General features: G+C 72.6%; 25 protein-coding genes. 15 read left to right on the plus strand and 10 right to left on the minus strand.

Translation table 11 applies throughout. The annotated features are described in order from the left end of the window. Window positions 1–64: 64 nt before the first annotated feature. Window positions 65–2,308 carry a polyribonucleotide nucleotidyltransferase gene (locus PIR53_02110; GenBank protein WZH52800.1) on the plus strand — a complete coding sequence of 748 codons (2,244 nt, stop codon included), beginning with the start codon at window positions 65–67 and terminating at the stop codon, window positions 2,306–2,308. After that, window positions 2,305–3,639 carry a pitrilysin family protein gene (locus tag PIR53_02115; GenBank protein WZH52801.1) on the plus strand — a complete coding sequence of 445 codons (1,335 nt, stop codon included), beginning with the start codon at window positions 2,305–2,307 and terminating at the stop codon, window positions 3,637–3,639. The genes PIR53_02110 and PIR53_02115 overlap by 4 nt, the downstream gene beginning before the upstream one ends. A gap of 54 nt (window positions 3,640–3,693) precedes the next feature. Here PIR53_02115 and PIR53_02120 read toward each other — a convergent pair whose 3' ends face one another. Next, window positions 3,694–4,224 carry a class I SAM-dependent methyltransferase gene (locus PIR53_02120; GenBank protein WZH52802.1) on the minus strand — a complete coding sequence of 177 codons (531 nt, stop codon included), beginning with the start codon at window positions 4,222–4,224 and terminating at the stop codon, window positions 3,694–3,696. Between the two features lie 83 nt (window positions 4,225–4,307). On the opposite strand from PIR53_02120, the gene dapB reads away from it, so the two are divergent. Beyond that, a complete protein-coding gene (gene dapB, locus PIR53_02125) occupies window positions 4,308–5,090 on the plus strand; it encodes a 4-hydroxy-tetrahydrodipicolinate reductase (GenBank protein WZH52803.1) in 783 nt (260 codons plus the stop codon). Window positions 5,091–5,093: 3 nt separating this feature from the next. On the opposite strand, the gene PIR53_02130 is transcribed toward dapB, so the two are convergent. The 5 genes from PIR53_02130 to PIR53_02150 all read right to left on the minus strand — a co-directional run bounded on the left by PIR53_02130 (window position 5,094) and on the right by PIR53_02150 (window position 7,660). After that, the gene (locus tag PIR53_02130; protein WZH52804.1) at window positions 5,094–5,408 is read right to left on the minus strand and encodes an AzlD domain-containing protein; all 315 of its coding nucleotides are present in this window, start codon (window positions 5,406–5,408) and stop codon (window positions 5,094–5,096) included. Continuing rightward, a complete protein-coding gene (locus tag PIR53_02135) occupies window positions 5,405–6,130 on the minus strand; it encodes an AzlC family ABC transporter permease (GenBank protein ID WZH52805.1) in 726 nt (241 codons plus the stop codon). The genes PIR53_02130 and PIR53_02135 overlap by 4 nt, the downstream gene beginning before the upstream one ends. Window positions 6,131–6,247: 117 nt before the next feature. Next, window positions 6,248–6,439 (minus strand): hypothetical protein, encoded by a 192-nt coding sequence (locus PIR53_02140; protein WZH52806.1) that lies wholly within the window; start codon window positions 6,437–6,439, stop codon window positions 6,248–6,250. A gap of 97 nt (window positions 6,440–6,536) precedes the next feature. Continuing rightward, window positions 6,537–7,052 (minus strand): GNAT family N-acetyltransferase, encoded by a 516-nt coding sequence (locus PIR53_02145; protein WZH52807.1) that lies wholly within the window; start codon window positions 7,050–7,052, stop codon window positions 6,537–6,539. Continuing rightward, window positions 7,049–7,660, minus strand: a complete 612-nt coding sequence (locus PIR53_02150; protein ID WZH52808.1) for a DUF3043 domain-containing protein — start codon at window positions 7,658–7,660, stop codon at window positions 7,049–7,051. Before PIR53_02150 ends, PIR53_02145 begins: the two co-directional genes overlap by 4 nt. A gap of 244 nt (window positions 7,661–7,904) precedes the next feature. On the opposite strand from PIR53_02150, the gene PIR53_02155 reads away from it, so the two are divergent. Genes PIR53_02155 through PIR53_02175 form a run of 5 tightly spaced genes read left to right on the plus strand, consistent with a single transcriptional unit; the run spans window position 7,905 to window position 11,747 of the window. Next, on the plus strand, window positions 7,905–8,696 hold the full coding sequence (locus PIR53_02155) for a PspA/IM30 family protein (protein WZH52809.1): 792 nt from the start codon (window positions 7,905–7,907) through the stop codon (window positions 8,694–8,696). Beyond that, window positions 8,693–8,971: a hypothetical protein gene (locus tag PIR53_02160; GenBank protein WZH52810.1), complete on the plus strand. Its 279-nt coding sequence runs from the start codon at window positions 8,693–8,695 to the stop codon at window positions 8,969–8,971. The genes PIR53_02155 and PIR53_02160 overlap by 4 nt, the downstream gene beginning before the upstream one ends. A gap of 13 nt (window positions 8,972–8,984) precedes the next feature. After that, window positions 8,985–9,911 (plus strand): zinc metalloprotease HtpX, encoded by a 927-nt coding sequence (gene htpX, locus PIR53_02165; GenBank protein WZH52811.1) that lies wholly within the window; start codon window positions 8,985–8,987, stop codon window positions 9,909–9,911. An 11-nt stretch (window positions 9,912–9,922) separates the two neighbouring features. Further along, complete coding sequence (locus tag PIR53_02170) at window positions 9,923–10,495, plus strand: hypothetical protein (protein WZH52812.1); 573 nt, start codon at window positions 9,923–9,925, stop codon at window positions 10,493–10,495. Window positions 10,496–10,547: 52 nt separating this feature from the next. Next, entirely contained in the window at window positions 10,548–11,747 is a 1,200-nt protein-coding gene (locus tag PIR53_02175) for a GAF domain-containing sensor histidine kinase (protein ID WZH52813.1), read from the plus strand. Between the two features lie 3 nt (window positions 11,748–11,750). On the opposite strand, the gene nadA is transcribed toward PIR53_02175, so the two are convergent. Further along, window positions 11,751–12,935: a quinolinate synthase NadA gene (nadA, locus tag PIR53_02180; GenBank protein WZH52814.1), complete on the minus strand. Its 1,185-nt coding sequence runs from the start codon at window positions 12,933–12,935 to the stop codon at window positions 11,751–11,753. Between the two features lie 39 nt (window positions 12,936–12,974). Between nadA and PIR53_02185 the strand changes: the two genes are divergently transcribed. Both PIR53_02185 and erpA read left to right on the plus strand, forming a co-directional pair. Next, a complete protein-coding gene (locus PIR53_02185; protein WZH52815.1) occupies window positions 12,975–14,072 on the plus strand; it encodes a glycerate kinase in 1,098 nt (365 codons plus the stop codon). 147 nt (window positions 14,073–14,219) lie between these two features. Further along, window positions 14,220–14,585 carry an iron-sulfur cluster insertion protein ErpA gene (gene erpA, locus PIR53_02190; protein ID WZH52816.1) on the plus strand — a complete coding sequence of 122 codons (366 nt, stop codon included), beginning with the start codon at window positions 14,220–14,222 and terminating at the stop codon, window positions 14,583–14,585. Window positions 14,586–14,672: 87 nt separating this feature from the next. On the opposite strand, the gene PIR53_02195 is transcribed toward erpA, so the two are convergent. After that, window positions 14,673–14,915, minus strand: coding sequence for a hypothetical protein (locus tag PIR53_02195; protein WZH52817.1), 243 nt, complete (start codon window positions 14,913–14,915; stop codon window positions 14,673–14,675). Window positions 14,916–14,999: 84 nt separating this feature from the next. Between PIR53_02195 and PIR53_02200 the strand changes: the two genes are divergently transcribed. Next, complete coding sequence (locus tag PIR53_02200) at window positions 15,000–15,986, plus strand: carbohydrate kinase family protein (GenBank protein ID WZH52818.1); 987 nt, start codon at window positions 15,000–15,002, stop codon at window positions 15,984–15,986. 25 nt (window positions 15,987–16,011) lie between these two features. Here the strand turns inward: PIR53_02200 and PIR53_02205 are convergent, their stop codons facing one another. Both PIR53_02205 and PIR53_02210 read right to left on the minus strand, forming a co-directional pair. Beyond that, entirely contained in the window at window positions 16,012–16,293 is a 282-nt protein-coding gene (locus PIR53_02205; GenBank protein ID WZH52819.1) for a sulfurtransferase TusA family protein, read from the minus strand. Next, window positions 16,290–17,465 carry an aminotransferase class V-fold PLP-dependent enzyme gene (locus PIR53_02210; GenBank protein WZH52820.1) on the minus strand — a complete coding sequence of 392 codons (1,176 nt, stop codon included), beginning with the start codon at window positions 17,463–17,465 and terminating at the stop codon, window positions 16,290–16,292. The genes PIR53_02205 and PIR53_02210 overlap by 4 nt, the downstream gene beginning before the upstream one ends. 138 nt (window positions 17,466–17,603) lie before the next feature. On the opposite strand from PIR53_02210, the gene coxB reads away from it, so the two are divergent. The 4 genes from coxB to PIR53_02230 all read left to right on the plus strand — a co-directional run bounded on the left by coxB (window position 17,604) and on the right by PIR53_02230 (window position 22,116). After that, complete coding sequence (gene coxB, locus PIR53_02215) at window positions 17,604–18,530, plus strand: cytochrome c oxidase subunit II (protein ID WZH52821.1); 927 nt, start codon at window positions 17,604–17,606, stop codon at window positions 18,528–18,530. An 83-nt stretch (window positions 18,531–18,613) separates the two neighbouring features. Further along, window positions 18,614–20,326, plus strand: coding sequence for a cytochrome c oxidase subunit I (gene ctaD / locus PIR53_02220; protein ID WZH54387.1), 1,713 nt, complete (start codon window positions 18,614–18,616; stop codon window positions 20,324–20,326). Continuing rightward, window positions 20,323–20,745 carry a cytochrome c oxidase subunit 4 gene (locus PIR53_02225; GenBank protein WZH52822.1) on the plus strand — a complete coding sequence of 141 codons (423 nt, stop codon included), beginning with the start codon at window positions 20,323–20,325 and terminating at the stop codon, window positions 20,743–20,745. Before ctaD ends, PIR53_02225 begins: the two co-directional genes overlap by 4 nt. A gap of 123 nt (window positions 20,746–20,868) precedes the next feature. Then, entirely contained in the window at window positions 20,869–22,116 is a 1,248-nt protein-coding gene (locus tag PIR53_02230; GenBank protein ID WZH52823.1) for an Ig-like domain-containing protein, read from the plus strand. The last annotated feature ends 22 nt before the right edge of the window (window positions 22,117–22,138 follow it).

Genomic DNA, 22,138 nt, shown 5'->3' on the forward strand with positions numbered 1-22,138 from the left:
GCCACCACGCGGCGAGTGCCGGGTGGGCATCGCGGCTCGCTCCGCACACAGAACAGGGATCTCCTTGACCGAGACCACTCCTGCCGGCCCCGTCATCTCGGCGGTCGAGACCGTCCTCGACAACGGCCGCTTCGGCAAGCGCACCATCAAGTTCGAGACGGGCCTGCTGGCCCGTCAGGCCGCCGGCTCCGTGACGGCCTACCTCGACGACGACACGATGCTGCTGTCCGCCACCACCGCGGGCAAGCACCCCAAGGACCACTTCGACTTCTTCCCCCTGACGATCGACGTCGAGGAGCGGATGTACGCCGCGGGCCAGATCCCCGGCTCGTTCTTCCGCTCCGAGGGGCGCCCGGGCGAGGACGCGATCCTCGCCTGCCGGCTCATCGACCGCCCGCTGCGCCCGACCTTCAAGAAGGGCCTGCGCAACGAGGTCCAGGTCGTCATCACCGTCATGGCGCTCAACCCCGACGCGCCCTACGACGTGCTCGCGATCAACGCCGCGTCGATGTCGACGCAGCTCTCGGGCCTGCCCTTCTCCGGCCCCGTCGGCGGCGTGCGCGTCGCCCTCATCGAGGGCCAGTGGGTCGCGTTCCCGACGCACACGCAGCTCGAGGACGCGGTCTTCGACATGGTCGTCGCCGGCCGCGTCACCGAGACCGGCGACGTCGCGATCATGATGGTCGAGGCGGAGGCCACCGAGGGCAGCTGGAACCTGGTGCGCAGCGGCACGCAGGCGCCGACCGAGGAGGTCGTCGCCGGCGGTCTCGACGCGGCCAAGCCCTTCATCAAGCAGCTCGTCGAGGCCCAGGCGGAGCTCGCCAAGGCCGCCGCGAAGCCGGTCGTCGACTTCCCGATCTTCCTCGACTACGAGGACGACGTGTACGCCGCGGTCGAGGGCGCCGTCTCCGAGCAGACCGCCGCCGCGCTGACCATCGCCGGCAAGCAGGAGCGCGAGGAGCGCCTCGACGCCGTCAAGGCCGAGCTCGTCGAGAAGATCGGTGCGGACTTCGAGGGTCGTGAGAAGGAGGTCGGCGCCGCGTTCCGCTCGCTGACCAAGCAGCTCATGCGCGAGCGCGTGCTGCGCGACAAGGTCCGCATGGACGGGCGCGGCCTCGCCGACATCCGGCCGCTGCACGCCGAGGTCGGCGTGATCCCGCGCGTCCACGGCTCGTCGCTCTTCGAGCGCGGCGAGACCCAGATCCTGGGCGTCACCACCCTCGGCATGCTCAAGATGGAGCAGCAGCTCGACACGCTGTCGCCGGAGAAGCACCGCCGCTACATGCACAAGTACGTCTTCCCGCCGTTCTCCACCGGTGAGACGGGCCGCGTCGGCTCGCCCAAGCGCCGCGAGATCGGCCACGGTGCGCTCGCCCGCCGCGCGCTCCTGCCGGTGCTGCCGTCGCGCGAGGAGTTCCCCTACGCGATCCGCCAGCTCTCCGAGGCCATGGGCTCCAACGGCTCCACCTCGATGGGCTCGGTCTGCGCCTCGACGCTCGGCCTGCTCCACGCCGGCGTGCCGCTCAAGGCGCCGGTCGCGGGCATCGCGATGGGCCTCATCTCCGGTGAGGTCGACGGCCAGACGCAGTACGTCGCGCTCACCGACATCCTCGGCGCCGAGGACGCGATGGGCGACATGGACTTCAAGGTCGCCGGCACGCGCGAGTTCGTCACGGCGCTGCAGCTCGACACCAAGCTCGACGGCATCCCGGCGCAGGTCCTGGCCGGCGCCCTGACGCAGGCCCGCGACGCCCGTCTCGCGATCCTCGACGTCATGGCCGGCGCCATCGAGGCCCCGGCGGAGATGTCCTCGACCGCGCCGCGGATTATCACCGTGAAGATCCCCGTCGACAAGATCGGCGAGGTCATCGGCCCCAAGGGCAAGGTCATCAACCAGATCCAGGACGACACGGGCGCCCAGATCTCGATCGAGGACGACGGCACGATCTACATCGGTGCCAACGAGGGCTCGGCCGCCGAGGCCGCCCGCTCCGCGATCAACGCGATCGCCAACCCGACGATGCCCGAGGTCGGCGAGCGCTACCTCGGCACCGTCGTGAAGACGACGAACTTCGGTGCGTTCGTCGCCCTGATGCCGGGCAAGGACGGCCTGCTGCACATCACGAAGCTGCGGGCTCTCAACGACGGCAAGCGCGTCGAGTCCGTCGACGACGTCGTCTCGGTCGGCCAGAAGATCCAGGTCGAGATCGGCGAGATCGACGACCGCGGCAAGCTGTCGCTGGTCCCGGTCGTCGAGGACGCGGACGCTCCCGCGGCGGACGCCGAGGGTGGCGACTCCGCCGAGTGACCTCGCTCCACGAGCACGCCCCGGCCGGTCAGCAGCTCCCTGCTGACCGGCCGGTCGCGTTGCAGCCGCTGCCCGCGGGTGTGCGACGCACGGTGCTCCCCAGCGGGCTGAGGATCGTCACGGAGCACGTGGCGGGCGTGCGGTCCGCCGCGATCGGCGTCTGGATCGGCGTGGGCTCTGCCCACGAGACCCCGGCGCTCCACGGCGGCTCGCACTTCCTCGAGCACGTGCTCTTCAAGGGCACCGACACGCGGTCGGCGCTCGACATCTCGGTGCAGCTCGACGAGGTGGGCGCGGAGGTGAACGCCTTCACGGCGAAGGAGTACACGTGCTTCCACGCGCGGGTGCTCGACACCGACGTGCCGCTCGCCGTCGACGTGCTCGGCGACATGCTCACCTCCTCGGTGATCACGGACGAGGACGTCGAGGCGGAGCGCGAGGTGATCCTCGACGAGATCGCGATGCACGACGACGACCCGGACGACGTGGTGCACAACCTGTTCGCCGAGCAGGCGTGGGGGGACACGCCGTACGGCCGGCCCATCGCCGGGACGGAGGACTCGATCGCCGCCCTCACGGCGGAGCAGGTGCGCGACTTCTGGCGCACGCACTACCGGGCCCCCGGGATCGTCGTGTCCGCGGCCGGCAACGTCGACCACGACGAGGTGGTGCGCCTCGTGCTCGCAGCCTTCGGCCGCCGCGGGTTCCTGGACCAGGTCGCCGACCCGGTCCCGGCGCCGCTCCTGCACGCGCCCGCGCGGCCGGCGGCGCAGCCCGTCAACGCCGGCACGATCGTCGCCGAGCGGGGCTTCGAGCAGGTCAACGTGGTGCTCGGTCGCCGCGGCCTGGCTCGCGGCGACGAGCGCCGCTTCGCGATGGGCATCCTCACCACCGGGCTCGGCGGCGGCACGTCGTCGCGGTTGTTCCAGGAGGTGCGCGAGCGCCGCGGCCTGGCCTACTCGGTCTACTCCTTCACGACCCAGCACGTCGGCGCAGGCCTCGTGGGGGTCGGCGTCGGGGTGCTGCCGTCCAAGCTGGACGCCACGCTCGACGTGGTGCGCCGCGAGCTCGAGGTCGTCGCCGAGCGTGGTCTCGACGCCGACGAGGTACGCCGCGGGGCCGGCCAGCTGCGGGCCGGGCTCGTCATGGGGCTGGAGGACACCGCCTCCCGGATGCACCGCCTCGGCAAGGCCGAGATCATCGGCGACCGCCTGCTGGACGTCGACGCCGTCATCGCCCGCATCGACGCGGTCACGCCGGAGGACGTCGCCGCGCTCGCGGCGGAGGTGCTGCGGGGGCCCGAGGTGCTGGCGGTCGTCCGCCCCGGCTGAGACCCGTGCCGGTGCTGGAGCCGGGGCCGGTTCGCCGGTCCCGGCTCAGCCCGCTCAGTCCTGGGCCGTCACGCGCTGGCCGATGACGGCGAACGCGGCGGGCTGCTGGCTCTGCAGCACCGACACGCGGAACCCGCCGTCGGCCAGCGCGGTCGTGGCGGCCTCGATGACGCGCGCCCTGCCCTCGGGCATGGTCGCCTCGTAGAAGAGGTACGCCCGGCCGCCGGGCAGCAGCTTCTCGTGGAGCAGGGCGATCTCGTCGGTGGCCTGGCGCACCCAGAACAGGTTGACGTTGAACGCGAAGGCCTTGTGCAGCCGCTTGACCGGCACGCGCAGCGTCGCGAGGTCGATCTGGCGCACCGTGAGGCGCCCCGCCTCGACGTACTGCGCGCAGCGTCGCTTCGTGCGGTCCACCCCCGACTCCGAGCGGTCGATCGCGAACAGCTTGCCCGACTCGAGACGGGAGCAGACGAGCTCGGCGGCCGCGCCGGGACCGCAACCGATCTCCAGCAGCTGGTCGCCGGGCTGGACGTCCATGACGTCCACGCCCCAGCGGATGCGCGCGGGGATGGTCTGCTGCCTCATGCGGTACAGCCTGCCACCTCGCCGGAGCGGTTGCACCGACCGCCTCGCCCTGCGGCGTCCCGCGTGCCCTAGGTTGGGGCCTCGTGAGCGACAACGCAGCGGGTACGACGACGTCCAGCCCCCTCCGTGTCGGCGTGCTCGGCGCGCGGGGCAAGGTGGGTCGGGAGATCTGCGCCGCGGTGGACGCGGCCGACGACCTGGCCCTCGTCGCGGAGGTCGACGCCGGTGACGATGTCGACGTGCTGCGCACCAACGGGGCGCAGGTCGTCGTCGACTTCACCCACCCCGACGTCGTGATGGCGAACCTGGAGTTCTGCATCGCGCAGGGCATCCACGCGGTCGTGGGCACCACGGGCTTCGACGACGACCGGCTCGCGACCCTCCGCGGCTGGCTGGCCGACGCGCCGGCCACCGGCGTGCTCATCGCGCCCAACTTCTCGATCGGCGCGGTGCTGATGATGCGCTTCGCGGCCGAGGCCGCCCGCTTCTACGACTCCGTCGAGATCGTCGAGCTGCACCACCCCACGAAGGCCGACGCCCCCTCGGGCACGGCCCGGCGCACCGCCGAGCTGGTCGCCGCCGCCCGCCGGGCGGCGGGCAGCCCGCCCATGCCCGACGCGACGTCCACCGGGCTGGAGGGTGCGCGCGGGGCCGACGTCGACGGCGTCCGTGTCCACGCCCTGCGGATCCGCGGGATGATCGCCCACCAGGAGGTCGTGCTGGGGGGACCGGGGGAGACGCTCACCATCCGCCACGACTCGATGGACCGCGCCTCGTTCGCCCCGGGCGTGCTGCTGGGCGTCCGCGCGATCGCCGACCACCCGGGCCTCACGGTCGGTCTCGAGCACCTGCTCGAGCTCGACTGACCCTCAGCCGAGCCCGGCGGCGCGCAGCCCGGCGGCCGTGGCCGCCGCGAGCACGACGACGACGAGGAAGCCCGCGCGCAACGTCAGCGCGACGGCGGCCACCGCCAGCGCCGCCAGGCGTGCGTCGACGACCAGGCGGGCGCCGTCCGCCGCTGCCTGCACCGCGACGAGCGCGGCGAGCAGGGCCACGGGCAGGGTGAGCGCGATGCGCCGCACCAGCGGTCGCTCCAGCACCCCGGACGGCAGGGACAGGCCCGCGAGCTTGAGCGCGTAGCAACCGCCGGCGAGCACCAGGATCGCCGCCCACGTCGAGCTCATGCGGCCGCCCCGGACGCCCCGGACGCCCCGGACGCCCCGGACCCCGGCGGCGTTCGGGTGGGCAGGAGCGCGGCGACCACGGCGACGGACGCCGCGGCGAGCACCGGCACCCCGGCGGGCGTGAACGGCACCAGGGCCAGCGCGAGGGCCCCGGCGGCGAGCGCCACGGCGACGGCGGACCCGTCGGCGAGCCGGGGCCAGAGCAGCGCGAGGAACGCGGCGCCCACGGCGGCGTCCAGCCCGAAGGTGCGGGGGTCGCCGAGGGCCGTGCCCGCGAGGGCGCCGACGAAGGTCATGAGGTTCCACAGCACGAACACCGCGCCGCCGGTGACGAGGAAGCCGAGCCGTGCCAGCGGCCGGTCGTCCTGGACGGTCGCGACGGCGCTCGACTCGTCGATCACGAGCTGGGCGGCCCCGGCCCGGCGAAGTCCGCGCCACCGGAGGCGGTCGGCGAGACCGAGCCCGTAGAGCGTGTTGCGGGCGCCCAGCATGAGCCCGGTCGCGGCGCCCGACCACGGCGACCCGCCCGCGGCCAGCACGCCCACGAAGGCGAACTGCGAGGCGCCCGTGAACACCAGGAACGACAGGGCGCAGGTCTGGAGGACGCTCAGGCCGGAGGCGACGCCCACGGCGCCGAAGGACGTGCCGTAGAGGCCCGTCGCGACCCCGATCGCGAGACCCTGACGCACGAGGGCGCGGCGTTCGGCGGTCGGGTCGGGCACCCCGCGAGGCTAGGTCACGCGGTCGCCCGGGCGCGGGCCGGGTCGCCCGGTCCCCCGGGTCGGTCGGGTCGGTCGGGTCGGTCGGGTCGGTCGGGTCGGTCGGGTCGGTCGGGCCCGTCAGCCGTGGTGGGGGTCGCGCACGAGCACGACGGCGGCGAGCAGGCCGGCGGCGATCCCCGCGGCCAGGCCGGTCGGCACGACCACCGGTACGGCGCTGCCGATGCCCGCGAGCAGACCGGCGGCCACGCCTGCCACGAGGGCGACGAGCACGAGGAGGTGGCGGTGACGCCGGGGCAGGGGACCGAGCACGCGCTTCCTCCTCGGGTCTGAATGGGTGACGGGGGTCACATCATGCCCGATCGGGCCGCGGAGACCAACCTCCCTCGGGGTGATCCGCGGGCTCACCTCAGACCAGGGAGGTGTGCAGGCGGACCTGGGTCACCTCGGTGCCGTCCTCGTCGGCGAGCGCCCGGTGCGCCCCGTCCGGCGCCCATCCGGCCGCGGCGAGGAGCGCGCGCCGCGGGTCGTCGGTCGACTCGAGCCAGGCGGTGGCGTGCTCGAAACCGTCGGCGCGCCAGGTGTCGACGCAGGCGTGGAGGAGGCGGGAGCCGTGCCCGCGGCCGCGCGCCGAGGGCGCGACCGCGATCTCCGCCAGCTGGGCGTCACGAGCCGGCGAGGCGTCGGGGTCGGGATCGGGGCCGACCACGGCGTATCCCACGAGCCGGTCGCCCTCGAGGGCGACCAGCACGCGGAGCCGGGCGTCGCCCGGGGCGGTGAGCGAGCGTCGCCAGGCGGTGGCGACGTCGGAGGCCTCGGGAAGGGCGTGGGGCGCGGTGAGGCGCTCCGTCCAGGCGGCGAGCTGCAGCTCGGCCAGCGCCTCGGCGTCGCGGGCCCAGGCGACCCGCACGCCGTGGTCGGTCACCGGTAGGTGTCCGCCATCCGCTCACCGATCTTGCGCTGCGGCTTGGGCAGGCGCAGCGGCTTGATCTGCATCGAGCGCGTCACCGCGTAGAACATCAGGCCCTTCGCCGAGGGGTCCTCGAGACGCTTGCGGGCCTCGCGCGCCAGCCGGATCCGCAGCCAGGTCAGGTCGAGCACGATGAGCAGCAGCAGGGCGGTGAAGATGAGGTAGCCCGCGCTGACCATGCTGGCGTTACCCGACCACTGGAGCACCAGCGAGAGGAGCATCAGCGGCAGCACGAGCTCGGTGAACCCGAAGCGGGTGTCGACGAGGTCGCGGACGAACCGCTTGCGGGGACCGCGGTCGCGCGCGGGCATGAACCGGTCGTCGCCGGTGCGCATGGCCTCGCGGACCTTGTTCTGCCGGGCCATCCGCTCCTCGCGGGCCTTGGCGTTCAGCTCCTTGCGGGAGCGCGCGGGCTTGGCGCGGGCACGGGCGGCGGCCTCGGCCTCGCGCCGCGACGGGGTGGGGCGTCCCTTGCCCCCGGGGCGCGGTGCGTCGCCGGCGGCGACCTCCTCCGCGGGGGAGGGGGTGGACTTCTCGCTGGCGGTGGAGCTGCGACGGAACAACGGGGCCTCACGGGACGAGCGGCCCGCGCGGCGGACCGGTGGATCGGGCGGGACGGGCACGCCGCACCGGCGCGCCACACGTGCGCATCCTAGCGGTCGGCCCCCTCCGCGGAGCCCGGCACCGGTGTCGCCCCCGCTTGAGGTTTGCCCCTAGTGTGGAGCGGGAAGCCGCAGCGGCGGCCGGCCGCGTCGTCGCGGCCGATCGTCCGCTCAGGTCGCGAGCCGTTCGAGGAGAGGCACCCCGATGAGTCTGATGAAGCGCATGAGCCTGATCTTCAGGTCGAAGGCGAACAAGGCCCTCGACCGTGCCGAGGATCCTCGCGAGACGCTCGACTACAGCTACCAGCGCCAGATCGAGCTCCTGAGCAAGGTACGACGCGGTGTCGCCGACGTCGCCACGAGCCGCAAGCGGGTCGAGCTGCAGATCAACCAGCTCCAGCAGCAGGCCGACAAGCTCCAGGACCAGGCGCAGAAGGCCATCCAGGTCGGGCGCGAGGACCTGGCGCGCGAGGCGCTGACCCGCAAGTCGGGCCTCGGCCAGCAGATCGCCGACCTCCAGACCCAGCACACGCAGCTCCAGGGCGAGGAGGAAAAGCTCGTTCTCGCCCAGCAGCGCCTGCAGGCGAAGGTCGAGTCCTTCCGCACGCGCAAGGAGACCATCAAGGCGACCTACACGGCCGCCGAGGCGCAGACGCGCATCAACGAGGCGATGTCCGGCATCGGCGAGGAGATGGGCGACGTCGGCATGGCCATCCAGCGGGCCGAGGACAAGACGGCGCAGATGCAGGCGCGCGCCGGCGCGATCGACGAGCTGCTCGCCTCCGGCGCGCTCGACGACGCCTCGTCCCTCAACCGCGGCGACGACATCGCCCGCGAGCTCGACGCGCTCAGCTCGTCCGCCGACGTCGAGGCGGAGCTCGCGGCGCTGAAGGGTCTCTCCGCCCCGTCCTCGCCCCAGGCCATCGAGGGTGGGGCCGGCAGCGGCGACATCCTGCAGGGCGAGGCCCAGAAGCAGAAGGAGGGCGGGCAGGCATGATCGTCCGCATCCTCGGCGAGGGCCAGTTCGACATCACCGACGCCTGCTTCGAGTCGCTGAACGTGCTCGACGACGCGGTCGAGAAGGCCGTGGAGGACGGCGACGAGGCGGCCTTCCGCCCCGCGCTCGCGGCCCTGCTGGCCGGCGTGCGCGCGGAGGGCGTGCCCCACGACCCGGAGTCGCTCGACGAGTCCGACCTCATCCTGCCCCCGGAGGACGCCTCGATCGACGAGGTGCGGGAGATGCTGGGTGACGAGGGCCTGATCCCCGGCTGACGCCGGGTCGCCGATGGCGCGCACGCGCTTCCTCCACGACTCCGGGCTGACCGCCCGGATGACGCTGGTGATGTTCCTGCTGGGCGGCCTGTTCGTCGCCCTCGTGGTCGCCCTCATGGTGGCCGTGCGGAGCCCGGGTCTCGCGATGGTCGTGGGCATCGCGGGACTGGCCATCGCCTTCTTCCAGTGGTGGACCTCCGACACCATGGCCATGCGGGCGATGCGGGCCCGCGAGGTCAGCCCGCAGGAGGCCCCGGAGCTGCACGGCATGATCGACCGGCTCTGCGCGCTGGCGGACATGCCCAAGCCGCGCGTCGGGGTCGCCGACATGGACATCCCCAACGCGTTCGCCACGGGACGCTCGCCCAACCGGGCCGTCGTCTGCGTGACGACCGGCATCCTGCGCCGCCTCGACGCGGAGGAGCTCGAGGCGGTGCTCGCCCACGAGCTGTCCCACGTGGCCCACCGGGACGTCATGGTCATGACCATCGCCTCGTCGGCCGGCATCGTCGCCGGCATGGTGACGCGGGGTGCGCAGTTCGGTGCCTTCTCCGGCGCCGGGCGGAGCCGCAACGACAAGAACAGCGGCGCCCTGCTGCTGGTGGCGCTCGTCGTCTCGCTCGTCGTCTACGCGATCAGCTTCTTCCTGACGCGCCTGCTGTCGCGCTACCGCGAGCTGTGCGCGGACCGTGCGGGTGCGTACCTGACGATGAAGCCGGCCAAGCTCGCCTCGGCGCTGCAGAAGATCACGGGCGAGATGGCCTCCATCCCGCAGCGCGACCTGCGCACGACCAGCGCGATGAACGCGTTCTTCATCGCCCCCGCCATCAGCGGGGCGTCGCTGTCGACCCTCACCTCGACGCACCCCTCCCTCGAGCAGCGGCTCGAGCAGCTGGCGCGCATCCAGGCCGACCTGAGCCGGCCCGGTCCGGGCGCCTGAGCGGGACGACGATGGGATTCTGGGACGCGATCCGGGGCCGCCGCGCGCCCCGGCAGGCGAACCTCGACGCGCTGTTCGGGGTGCCGAGCGCGGCGATCACCCTCGAGACGGGGCTCGGGATGCGGGCGACCGGAGTGGGCTCGGTCTGCTTCCGCGCCGCCGAGGGCGCCGCCTTCGCGGCGACGCAGCACGACATCGAGGCGCTGCTCGAGGCCGACCCGCGCACGCCGCCGGTCGAGCGCACCGTGGACGACTTCGGGTTCACCTGGCTGGTCGTCCGCCGGGACCCGGAGGACGTCGCCGGCCTGTGCACCGACCTGCACGCCGTCAACGTGCTGCTCGAGGAGCAGGGCTTCGGGCCGGCACTCCTGTGCTCCGTCGTGGGCTTCGCCGGCGCCGACGGCCGCGCGGTCGGGCTCGTGTACCTCTACAAGCAGGGCACCTTCTACCCGTTCGCGCCCACCGGACCCCAGCAGCGTGACAACCTTCTGGAGATCAACGTGCGCGACCAGCTGGCCGGCGAGCTCCCCGTCGAGGAGAGCCTGCAGCGTTGGCTGGCGCTCTGGGGAGCACCGGGTCTCTAGGTGAGGCAGTGACGTCGGCGGGATGCGGCTGGGGCCGCGGGGAGGAACGGGCATGACGCAGGAGCAGCTGCGGCGGGTGGACGAGGCGATCGCCAGCTACGCCATCATCTCGGACCCTCCTCCGAAGGAGCTCCAGGCGGTCGTGGAGATGGCCGCGTACGTCGCGCGCGTCCCCATGGCGACCGTCAACGTCATCACCTCCCACGAGCAGCACCAGGTGGCCGCGGTCGGCTTCGAGGCCTCCGTCTGCCGTCGCGAGGACTCGATGTGCGCCATCTCGCTGTCGATCGGCGGCCAGGTCGTGGTCCCCGACGCCAGCAAGGACGAGCGCTACCGTGACAACCCGTTCGTGAGCGGCCCCCTCGGTGACGTCCGCTTCTACGCCGCGCAGCCGCTGCTGACCCCGGACGGCTTCGCGATCGGCACGCTCTGCATCTTCGACACCGAGCCGCGCGAGCTCGACGAGGACCAGAAGACGGCCCTCCGCACGATGGCGGAGCGGATCGTCGACATCCTCGAGCTCTCGCGCCGCACCCGGGCCCTCAATGACTCGCTCGAGCGGATGGAGGAGATGCGCGACGAGCTCGTGCGCTCCAACGAGCACCTGGCCGCGTTCGCCGGGCAGGTCAGCCACGACCTCCGCAACCCGCTCTCGACCGTCGCGATGTCGCTCTACCTGCTGCAGGAGGAGCTCGACGAGGAGGAGGTGCCGGCCGGGGCCAGCACCGTCGAGCGGGCCCTGCGCGGCACGAAGCGCATGCAGGCGCTCATCGAGGACCTGCTGGCCTTCGCCCGGGTCGGGGGATCGCTCCGCCGGGAGGACGTCCACCTGGCGGCCGAGGTCCCCGTGATCCTCGCTGACCTGGCCGGAGCGCTCCGGGGCGCGGACGTCACGCTGGGCGACCTGCCCACCGTCTGCGGCGACGCCACGCAGCTCCGCGCGGTGCTGCAGAACCTCGTCGCCAACGCGGCCAAGTTCACCCGGCCCGGCCAGCCGGCCGAGATCACCATCACCGGCAGCCGGTCGGGGGAGGGGTGGCGCATCGAGGTCGCCGACCGCGGTCGCGGGATCGACGCGGCGGACGCGGAGCGGGTGTTCGAGCCGCTGGTGCGCCTCGACGAGGGCGCCGACGGCTCCGGCATCGGTCTCGCGACCTGCCGCCGGGTCGTGCAGGCCCACGGTGGCAGGATCGGGATCGAGCCGCGCGAGGGCGGCGGCGCCGTGGCGTGGGTCTGGCTGCCCGACGCCTGAGCGTCAGCGGGCCGTGCGGCCGGGGAGGTCGAGCATCCGCTGCAGCGCGACCCGCGCCCACTCCTGCGTCTCGGCGTCGACGGCGATGACGTTCGGGACCTGCCCGGCCACGAGCGACTCCAGCGCCCACACGAGGTGGGGCAGGTCGATGCGGTTCATCGTCGAGCAGTAGCAGACCGTGCGGTCGAGGAACGAGATGTTCTTGTCGGGGTGGGCGTCGGCGAGCCGCTTCACCAGGTTGAGCTCGGTGCCGATCGCCCACGACGAACCGGGCTCGGCCGCCTCGATGGTGCGGATGATGAACTCGGTCGAGCCCACGAGGTCGGCGCGGGTGACCACCTCGTGGCGGCACTCGGGGTGCACGAGGATGTTCACCCCGGGGACGGTCGCCCGCAGCTGGTCGACGGACTCGGCGGAGAACCGGCCGTGGACCGAGCAGTGGCCCTTCCACAGGATCATCTTGGCGTTGCGGAGCTCATCGGCGGTGAGGCCACCGTTGGGGCGGTGCGGGTTCCAGACCACGCACTCCTCCAGCGCGATGCCCATCTGCAGCACCGCGGTGTTGCGACCGAGGTGCTGGTCGGGCAGGAACAGCACCTTGCCCGTGTCCTCGGGGCGCTGGTCGAAGGCCCACTCGAGCGCGACGTCGGCGTTCGAGGACGTGCACACGGCGCCGCCGTTGCGGCCGCAGAAGGCCTTGATGTCGGCCGAGGAGTTCATGTAGGTGATCGGCACGACGTCGTCCGCGATCCCCGCGTCGACGAGCGCGTCCCACGCGTCCTCGACCTGTCCGATGAGCGCCATGTCGGCCATCGAGCACCCGGCCGCGAGGTCGGGCAGGATGACCTGCTGCGCGTCCGTCGTCAGGATGTCCGCCGACTCGGCCATGAAGTGCACGCCGCAGAAGACGATGTACGGCGCGTCCGGGCGCCCCGCGGCGTCGCGCGCCAGCTTGAAGGAGTCGCCGGTGACGTCCGCGAACTGGATGACCTCGTCGCGCTGGTAGTGGTGGCCCAGCACGAAGACCTTGTCGCCCAACGCCTCCTTCGCGGCGCGGGCGCGCTCGACCAGGTGTGGGTCGGACGCCGGCGGGAGGTCGCCGGGGCACTCGACGCCCGGCTCGGTGGCCGGGTCGGAGCCGCGGCCGAGGGGGAGCAGGGGGAGATCGACGGTCGTCACGGGCTCCATCCTAGAGGGGTGGCTCCGGCCGTGGGTGAGGATGGACCCGTGCGCGTGCTCCTGGCTCCCGACCGCTTCGACGGCACGCTGACCGCGGCGGAGGCGGCCCGCGCCATGGCGGAGGGGTGGCGTCGGCGCGCCCCGGACGACGAGGTCGACCTCGCCCCCGTCGCCGACGGCGGTCCCGGCTTCCTCGACGTGCTCCACCACGCGCTCGGCGGATCGCTCCTCGGCGTGACGACGCGCGACCCGTTCGGCGCGCCCGTCCCCGGCGCGGTGCTCGTGGTGGAGGAGGAGGGCGGCCCCGCGGCGTACGTCGAGGCCGCGCAGGCCTGCGGCCACGCGGTGGCGGACCCCGCCCGCGTCCTGACGGCCTCGTCCGCCGGGGTGGGGGACCTCGTGGGGCACGCCGTCGCCGCCGGGGCGCGACGGGTGGTCGTCGGCCTGGGCGGCTCGGCCGTGCTGGACGGCGGCGCCGGTCTGCTCGCCGCGCTGGGGGCGACCGCTGACGCCCCGCTGGAGGCCGGCCCGCTCGCCCTGGCCGATGTCCGGGACGTCGACCTGACCGCCCCCCGCCGCTTGCTCGAGGGGGTGACGGTCACCGTGGCCGTCGACGTCGCATGCACCCTGACCGGGCTGTTCGGCGCCGCGAAGACGTTCGGGCCCGATCTCGGCCTCGGCGACGACGGCGTGCTCGCGGTCGACCACGCGCTCGAGGCCTGGGCGCACGCGACCGACCGTCGGCTCTCGTTGCGGGAGGGAACGGGGGCGGCCGGGGGCGTGGGGTTCGGCCCCCTGCTCCTGGGCGCCGGATACCGGCCGGGGGCCGAGCTGGTGCTGGACGCCGTGGGCCTGGCGGAGCGCTGCCGGCGGGCCGACCTCGTGGTGACGGGCGAGGGGCGCTTCGACTTCGCCAGCCGCGCCGGGACGGTGCCGCACGGCGTCGCGCTCCTCGCGGCCGCCGCGGTGCGCCCGTGCGTGGTGGTCGCCGGTGAGGTGCTCGTCGGCACCCGCGAGATGCGGGCGCTGGGGGTGGAGGCGGCGTACTCCGTCGTCGACGAGGTGGGCCGGACGGAGGCGGTCGAGGCGGCGTACGACGCGCTCGTGCGCACGACGGAGCGCGTCGCGCGGACCTGGTCACGCTGACGCCGCGCGAGCGGACCGCGGTCCGGATAAAGTGCCCCCACGACCTCGGGAATAGGGCACCGGTGTGCAACCATTGATGACGTTGCACGACGCAGAGGACCGCGCCGCAGCACCACCGATCGTCGAGATCCCGTAGGGAGAACGCACATGACCGAGCAGGTCGACACCCAGGCGACCGAGCGTCGCACCGACCAGATCAACCTGAGCGCGACGGCCGCGAGCAAGGTCAAGAGCCTGCTGGAGCAGGAGGGTCGCGACGACCTCGCGCTCCGCATCTCCGTGCAGCCGGGCGGCTGCTCGGGCCTGCGCTACCAGCTCTTCTTCGACGAGCGCACGCTCGACGGCGACATCGTGACCGACTTCGACGGCGTCTCCGTCGTCGTGGACCGGATGAGCGTGCCGTACCTCAACGGTGCGGAGATCGACTTCGTCGACACCATCGAGAAGCAGGGCTTCACCATCGACAACCCGAACGCGACGGGCTCCTGCGCCTGCGGCGACTCGTTCCACTGAGTCGTCCGGCCGCGCGCCGCTGACGCCGAACGGCCCCCGTCCTCCGCGAGGAGGGCGGGGGCCGTTCGCGTGCGGCGGTGGGGCCGCTCAGTCCTGGTAGAGAGCCGCGGCGATGCGGGCGGCCGCCTCGCTGACCTCGATCTGCGGCTTGAGGTCGCGCCGCTGGTCGGCCCAGTCGAGGGACGGCGCCGGGCGGCGGGCAGCGGCGGCGATCGCATCCGTGCCGCTCGAGCGGAGCGCGGCGCGCGTCTCGCGGCAGTCGCGCTGCAGGTCGGCGGGGGCCGCGTGGTCGTCGTACGCGAGCCGGTCGGTGGGGGTCGTGGTGCTCATGACCTCGACGGTAGGCACTACCGCCGGGTAGGCCGAGGGGTACCGATCGGTAGTGTTCGCGCGCGTCGCGTAGGGTCGGCCGACGTGTCGCTCCTCATCACCGGCTCCATCGCCACCGACCACCTGATGACCTTCTCGGGCAAGTTCTCGGACTCGCTCGTGGTGGACCAGCTGGACAAGCTGTCGGTCTCGTTCCTGGTCGACGACCTCGAGGTCCGGCGGGGCGGGTGCGCGGCCAACATCTCCTTCGGTCTCGGCAACCTCGGCCTGCGGCCGGTGCTCGTCGGCGCCGTCGGCGAGGACTTCGTCGACTACCGCGCCTGGCTCGAGCGCCACGGGGTCGACTGCGACTCCGTCCACGTCTCCGAGACGCGCCACACCGCGCGCTTCGTCTGCACCAACGACGCCGCCATGGCCCAGTTCGCGACCTTCTACGCAGGGGCGATGAGCGAGGCGCGCGAGATCGAGCTGAAGCCGATCGTCGACCGCGTCGGCCCGGTCGACTTCGTGCTGGTCGGCCCGAACGACCCGGACGCGATGGTCCGCCACACCGAGGAGTGCCGCCAGCGCGGCTACGCGTTCGTCGCGGACCCCTCGCAGCAGCTCGCGTTCGGTGACGGCGACCTGATCCGCCCCCTCATCGACGGAGCGGCGATCCTCTTCTCCAACGAGTACGAGGCCGCCCTCATCGAGTCGAAGACCGGCTGGAGCCACGAGGAGGTCCTCGACCGCGTGGGCACCTGGGTCGTCACGCTCGGTCCCGACGGCGTCCGCCTCGAGACGAAGGGCGCCGAGCCCGTCGTGGTGCCGGCCGTCCCCGAGATCGCCAAGGTCGAGCCGACCGGCGTGGGCGACGCCTTCCGGGCCGGGTTCCTCGCCGCGCTCAGCTGGGGCCTCGACCAGGAGCGCGCCGCCCAGCTGGGGTGCCTCCTCGCCGTGTACGTCGTGGAGCAGGTGGGCACCCAGGAGTACGTGCTCGGCCGCACGGCCTTCCTGGAGCGCCTCGAGGCGGCGTACGGCGCGGACGCCGTCGCCGACGTCGCGGCGCACCTGCAGACGTTCCGCGACTGACGGCGACCCCGCACTGCGGGGCTCCTCAGACGGCGCCGCCGAGCCGCACCACGTGGCGAGCGACGCCGTCGTCGGCGCTGTCCGCCCCTAGGTAGGCGTGCCCGCGCATCCGGCACCACGCCGGCACGTCGACCCGCGCCGCGGGGTCCTCGGCCACCACCGCCAGCACCGTGCCGGCCGCCTCGTCCCCCCGGGCGCGGGCGGCCTTCGCGAGCGCGAGCACGGGCGCGGGGCAGGGGAGCCCCCGGCAGTCGAGCTCCGCGTCGACCGCGACGCCGGGCGCACCGCCGAACGCGGCGGCGCTCACAGGCCGACCTCCGCCCGCAGGCGGGCGACGATCCCGGGCAGCACCCCGAGGAACCGGTCCACGTCGTCGTCGCTCGTGCCCGGGTGCAACGACAGCCGCACGTTGCCGTGGGTCAGCGCCCCCATCGCGGCCAGCACGTGGGACGGCTCGTGGGTGCTGGCCGTGCAGGCGGACCCGCTGCCGATCCCGAACCCGGCGCCGTCCAGGGCGGTCACCAGGGCCTCGCCCTCGACGTACAGGCAGGAGAACGTCAGCAGGTGCGGCAGCCGGTCGACGGGGTCGCCGACGACGTCGACGTCCGGCACGAGGCGCGGCACCTCGGCGCGGAGGCGGTCGACGAGGGCCGCCGCCCGGCGTCCGGCCTCCTCGGCCTCCGCCAGCACGGCCTGGAGCGCCGCCGCGGCGGCGAACGCGCCGGGCACGTCCTCGAAGCCGAGCGCACGGCGGTCGCCGCGGTCGTCGGCGGGGGAGGGGTCGCGCCAGCGCGCGCCCTTCCGGACGGCCAGCACGCCGACGCCGGGCGGACCGCCCCACTTGTGGGCCGACGCCGCGGCGACCGACCAGGCCGTCGGCAGCGGCTCCCAGCCGACGGACGCGCAGGCGTCGACGAGGAGGGGGACGTCGCCGTACGCCGCGGCGAGGCGCGCGACGTCGGCGAGCGGCTGGCGGGTGCCGACCTCGTGGTTGGCGCTCTGCACGGCGAGCAGCGCGACGTCGCGGGGGGCGAGGGCCGCGGCCACGGCGTCCAGGTCCACGCGGCCGCGCGGGTCGACGTCGACGACGCGGGTCGTGGTGCCGTGCTCCGCGGCCGAGAAGTCCGCCGCGTGCAGCACCGCGGAGTGCTCGACGGCCGTGTGGGCGACCACGCCGCCCGCGCGCCGCCGGCCGCGGGCCAGCCCGAGCAGGCCTCGGTGCACCGCCTCGGTGCCCGACCCCGTGAAGGTGATCTCGTCCGGCCGCGCGCCGAGGGAGGCCGCCACGACCTCGCGGGCGTTGTCGAGCAGCTGCCGCGCGCGGCGACCGGCGTGGTGCAGCCGGCGCGGGTCGGCGTAGCCGTGCTCGTGGGCCAGCAGGAGCGCCTCGCGGGCGGCCGGGTGGAGCGGTCGCGCGGACGCGCTGTCGAGGTCGGTCCACGGCGGCGGAGGGGGCGCGGCGGGGGGTCCTGAGGTCACCTGAGGACCGTATCCGCAGGCGGGACGCGGGATCGACGACATCGCGTAGTAGATGAGGCCACCCTGTGCGCGACCTGAGGGCTACATTCAGATAAAGTCACGTCCGTCGTGTGATCATCTCGAAAGAGAGGCTCGTTCGTGGGTCTGCAACTCTCCCGGTCCGGCGCCGGTGCCGTTCGGCGTAGCGCCGCGAGCGCGCCCCGACGCGTCGCGCTGGCCGCGTCCCTGGGCGCTGCCCTCGTCCTCCTGAGCGGTTGCTCGGAGGAGACGCAGTACCAGCTGAAGCACTTCGGCCTGCCTGGTCAGGCCACCGAGGAGGCGCCTCACATCGCCGACCTCTGGATCTGGTCGTGGGTCGCCGCCCTGGCCACCGGCATCCTCGTGTGGGGCCTGATCTTCTGGGTCGTCGTGCGCTACCGCCGCCGCAGCGCGGACGAGGTCCCGGTGCAGACGCGCTACAACCTGCCGCTGGAGATCTTCTACACGATCGCCCCGGTCATGATGGTGATCGTCTTCTTCTTCCACACGGTGCAGGTGCAGAACACCGTGCTGGACGACTCCGAGCCCGACCTGACGCTGGAGATCGTCGGCCAGCAGTGGTCGTGGACCTTCAACTACCCGACCGACGGCGTCGGTGGCGGGGACCGTGAGGAGGTCGAGAGCTCCGAGTACGCGTACCTTGTGGGCACCGCCTCGCAGATCCCGACCCTCGTGCTCCCCGTCGGCGAGACGGTGCGGTTCAACCTGCACTCGCCCGACGTGATCCACGGCTTCTGGATCCCCGGCTTCCTCATGAAGATGGACGTCGTCCCCGGGCGCCTCAACCACTTCCAGGTGACGCCCACCGAGGAGGGCACGTTCGCCGGCAAGTGCACCGAGCTCTGCGGCGTCTACCACTCCCGCATGCTGTTCAACGTCGAGGTCGTCTCCCCGGAGGAGTACGACGCGTACGTCGAGGAGCTCGCCGACAACGGTGACGTCTCCGCGAACGGCCCGCTGGTCGGCGGCGAGGACGCCCGCACCACGCGTGGTCTGCACAACGACGACAACGGAGGCTCCGAGTGACCGCCACTGTTCCTGCACCGGCGGCGAGCCAGCCGTCGGAGCCGTCCGAGACGCTCGTCCCCGGACGCAAGCCGCTCGGCGAGATGGTCGTCAAGCTCCTGACGACGACCGACCACAAGCTCATCGGCAAGATGTACCTCGTCACCTCGTTCGCCTGGTTCTGCATCGGCGGCGTCATGGCGCTGGTCATCCGGTCCGAGCTCGCGTTCCCCGGCCAGCAGGTCGTGAACGACGAGGTCTACAACCAGATGTTCACGATGCACGGCACGATCATGCTGCTGCTGTTCGCGACGCCCCTGTTCTTCGGGTTCTCGAACGTCATCATGCCGCTGCAGATCGGCGCGCCCGACGTGGCGTTCCCGCGCCTCAACATGTTCAGCTACTGGCTGTTCCTGTTCGGCGGCATCATCGCCGCGAGCGGCTTCTTCACCCGCGAGGGCGCGGCCAGCTTCGGCTGGTTCGCCTACACCCCGCTCTCCAACGAGGTGCGCAGCCCCGGCGTCGGTGGCGACCTGTGGATCATGGGTCTCTACATGGCCGGTCTCGGCACGATCCTCGGTGCGGTCAACTTCATCACCACGATCATCTGCATGCGCGCGCCCGGCATGACGATGTTCCGGATGCCGCTGTTCGTCTGGAACACGCTCATCACGAGCCTGCTCGTGCTCATCGCGTTCCCGATCCTGGCCGGCGCGCTGCTCATGCTCGAGGCCGACAGGACCATCGGCACCCACGTGTTCGACGCGTCCCACGGCGGGCCGATCCTGTGGCAGCACCTGTTCTGGTTCTTCGGCCACCCGGAGGTCTACATCATCGCGCTGCCGTTCTTCGGCATCGTGACGGAGATCCTCCCGGTGTTCAGCCGCAAGCCGATCTTCGGCTACGTCGGTCTCGTCGGCGCCACGCTGGGCATCGCGATCCTGTCCGTCGCCGTGTGGGCTCACCACATGTTCGTGACGGGTGCGGTGAACCTGCCCTTCTTCTCCGGCATGACGTTCTTGATCGCGGTGCCGACAGGCGTGAAGTTCTTCAACTGGATCGGCACGATGTGGGGCGGGTCCATCTCGTTCGACAACCCGATGCTCTGGTCGATCGGCTTCCTCACGACCTTCCTCTTCGGTGGTCTGACGGGTGTCCTCCTGGCCAGCCCGCCGCTCGACTTCCACGTCTCGGACTCCTACTTCGTGGTGGCGCACTTCCACTACGTGGTGTTCGGCACCGTGGTGTTCGCGATGTTCGCCGGCTTCTACTTCTGGTGGCCGAAGATGACCGGCAAGATGCTCGACGAGCGTCTCGGCAAGGTGCACTTCTGGCTGCTGTTCGTCGGCTTCCACACGACGTTCCTCGTGCAGCACTGGCTCGGCGTCGAGGGCATGCCGCGGCGCTACGCCGACTACCTCGAGGGTGACGGTTTCACGCTGCTCAACCAGATCTCGACGGTCGGTGCCTTCATCCTGTCGGCCTCGATGCTGCCGTTCTTCTACAACGTGTACGTGTCGGCGAAGGGTCCGAAGGTCGAGGTGGACGACCCGTGGGGCTGGGGCCGCTCGCTGGAGTGGGCCACGTCCTCGCCGCCGCCGCGTCACAACTTCCACTCGATCCCGCGCATCCGCTCGGAGTCGCCGGCGTTCGACCTCCACCACCCGGAGATCGCCGCCCTCGAGCTCGCACAGAACTCGGCGGAGCGTCACGGCCGTGTGGCCGACGCTCCGGACATGGAGGGTCGCGAGGAGCACCTGCGCTCGCGCGGCGCCGACGTCGACCACGCCGACGACACGAAGGGCAAGGACAAGTGAAGGCGCTCCGCTCCGAGGTCTGGATCTTCCTGATCACGACCGTCTTCCTGGTGCTGGTCACGCCGGCGTACTGGTTCGTCACCGACGCCAGCGACGAGGGTGGCGACTGGACGGGCACCTCCGCGCTCGTCATGACCACGCTGCTCGCGGCCATGGTGACCTGGTACCTCGGGTTCCAGGCCCGCAAGCTCGACGAGCGTCCCGAGGACCGCAAGGACGGCGAGATCGCCGACGGCGCGGGCGAGCTCGGGTTCTTCCCGCCCTACTCGTGGTGGCCGCTCTGGAACGCCATGGTGTTCGGCGTCCTGGTGCTCGGCGTCATCTTCGGCTGGTGGCTCTTCATGATCGGGTGCGCCTTCGGCATCCTGACCCTGTCGGGCTGGGTGTTCGAGTACTACCGCGGGGTGCACGCCCACTGATCAGGTCCCGCACAGGTGGCGGGGTTACGCTGGAAGCGCTCGTCGGACTCGTTCCGACGGGCGCTTTCGCGGTTCCGGAGGGGACCCGGCGACACCCAGCAGCACTCGGGAAGGACGCAGCGCATGGCCTCGAACGACCTCACGACCGGCTCGGACGGCTGGCGGTTCACCCGCCGGGGACTGGTGCGCGTGGTCGGCGCCGGCGGGGTGGCGGCCGCACTGGGCGGGTCCGTGGCCGCGTGCAGCCGTGACGAGGACGGCACGAGCGGGTCCCGCGGCGGGGGCGGCGGCGCCGCGAACGGCGGCGGGGCGGACCCGGTCACGATCGTGACCAACCTGCCCGAGGGCGACGAGCCGGTCGCCGTCGACACCCAGGTGCAGGTCGAGGCGCAGAACGGCACCCTGACGACGGTAGCGCTCGTCACGGCCGACGGCGCCGAGGTGGCGGGCGAGATGCGCGAGGGCGGCATCAGCTGGGCCGCCGGCAGCCTCCTCGACCCGGGCGCGACGTACACGCTGACCGTGGAGGCCACCGGTGACGGTGGCGACACGTCGGCCGAGCGGTCCTTCGCGACCGTCGACCTCCCCCTCGACCAGCTCACCTACCCGTCGATCGCCCCCCTGGCGGACGAGGAGGTGGGCGTCGGGATGCCCGTCGTCGTGCGTTTCGACGTCGCGGTGACGGACCACGCGACGTTCGAGCAGCACATGCGGGTCACCAGCGAGCCGGCGCAGGAGGGTTCCTGGCACTGGTTCGACGACCACGAGGTCCGCTGGCGGCCGCGGGAGTACTGGCAGCCCGGCACCGCGGTGACGGTCGACGTCGACGTGAAGAGCCTCCCCGCGGGCGGCGGTGTCTACGGCCAGGAGAGCCGCCAGGTCGCGTTCACCGTCGGGCGCTCGGTCATCCACCGCGTCGACGCGACGACGCACACCATGACCTCGGAGGTCGACGGCGCGACGGCGCGCACCATGCCGATCAGCGCCGGCAAGCCGGGCTTTGAGACCCGGTCGGGCGTCAAGGTCATCATGGAGAAGTTCCGCGAGAAGACCATGGACGCGGCCACCACCGGCATCGAGCCGGGGGACCCGGACTACTACAACATCGCCGACGTCCAGTACGCGCTGCGCGTCACCACCTCCGGCGAGTTCCTGCACGCCGCGCCGTGGTCCGCGGGCTCCCAGGGCGTGGCCAACGTGAGCCACGGGTGCGTGGGCATGGCGACGGAGGACGCTCGCTGGGTGTTCGAGAACTCCCGGCGCGGCGACGTCGTGGAGGTCACCGGGACCGACCGGCAGATGACCCTCGAGAACGGGTGGGGTGACTGGAACGCCACCCCGGAGGCGTACGCCGAGGGCTCGGCGCTCTAGGGCCTCTCGCGTCAGCGCTGGC

Origin of the sequence: Nocardioides alkalitolerans, assembly GCA_038184435.1 — a bacterium.
GTDB classification, from domain to species: domain Bacteria; phylum Actinomycetota; class Actinomycetes; order Propionibacteriales; family Nocardioidaceae; genus Nocardioides; species Nocardioides alkalitolerans_A.

What these genes read in the sequence shown, in the direction of transcription:
- erpA (WZH52816.1), top strand. Translation starts at nt 14,220, where the DNA reads ATGACCGAGCAGGTCGACACCCAGGCGACCGAGCGTCGCACCGACCAG.
- PIR53_02160 (WZH52810.1), top strand. Translation starts at nt 8,693, where the DNA reads ATGATCGTCCGCATCCTCGGCGAGGGCCAGTTCGACATCACCGACGCC.
- PIR53_02170 (WZH52812.1), top strand. Translation starts at nt 9,923, where the DNA reads ATGGGATTCTGGGACGCGATCCGGGGCCGCCGCGCGCCCCGGCAGGCG.
- PIR53_02230 (WZH52823.1), top strand. Translation starts at nt 20,869, where the DNA reads ATGGCCTCGAACGACCTCACGACCGGCTCGGACGGCTGGCGGTTCACC.
- PIR53_02120 (WZH52802.1), bottom strand. Translation starts at nt 4,224, where the DNA reads ATGAGGCAGCAGACCATCCCCGCGCGCATCCGCTGGGGCGTGGACGTC.
- PIR53_02155 (WZH52809.1), top strand. Translation starts at nt 7,905, where the DNA reads ATGAGTCTGATGAAGCGCATGAGCCTGATCTTCAGGTCGAAGGCGAAC.
- nadA (WZH52814.1), bottom strand. Translation starts at nt 12,935, where the DNA reads ATGGAGCCCGTGACGACCGTCGATCTCCCCCTGCTCCCCCTCGGCCGC.
- htpX (WZH52811.1), top strand. Translation starts at nt 8,985, where the DNA reads ATGGCGCGCACGCGCTTCCTCCACGACTCCGGGCTGACCGCCCGGATG.
- PIR53_02195 (WZH52817.1), bottom strand. Translation starts at nt 14,915, where the DNA reads ATGAGCACCACGACCCCCACCGACCGGCTCGCGTACGACGACCACGCG.
- ctaD (WZH54387.1), top strand. Translation starts at nt 18,614, where the DNA reads ATGGTCGTCAAGCTCCTGACGACGACCGACCACAAGCTCATCGGCAAG.
- PIR53_02130 (WZH52804.1), bottom strand. Translation starts at nt 5,408, where the DNA reads ATGAGCTCGACGTGGGCGGCGATCCTGGTGCTCGCCGGCGGTTGCTAC.
- PIR53_02175 (WZH52813.1), top strand. Translation starts at nt 10,548, where the DNA reads ATGACGCAGGAGCAGCTGCGGCGGGTGGACGAGGCGATCGCCAGCTAC.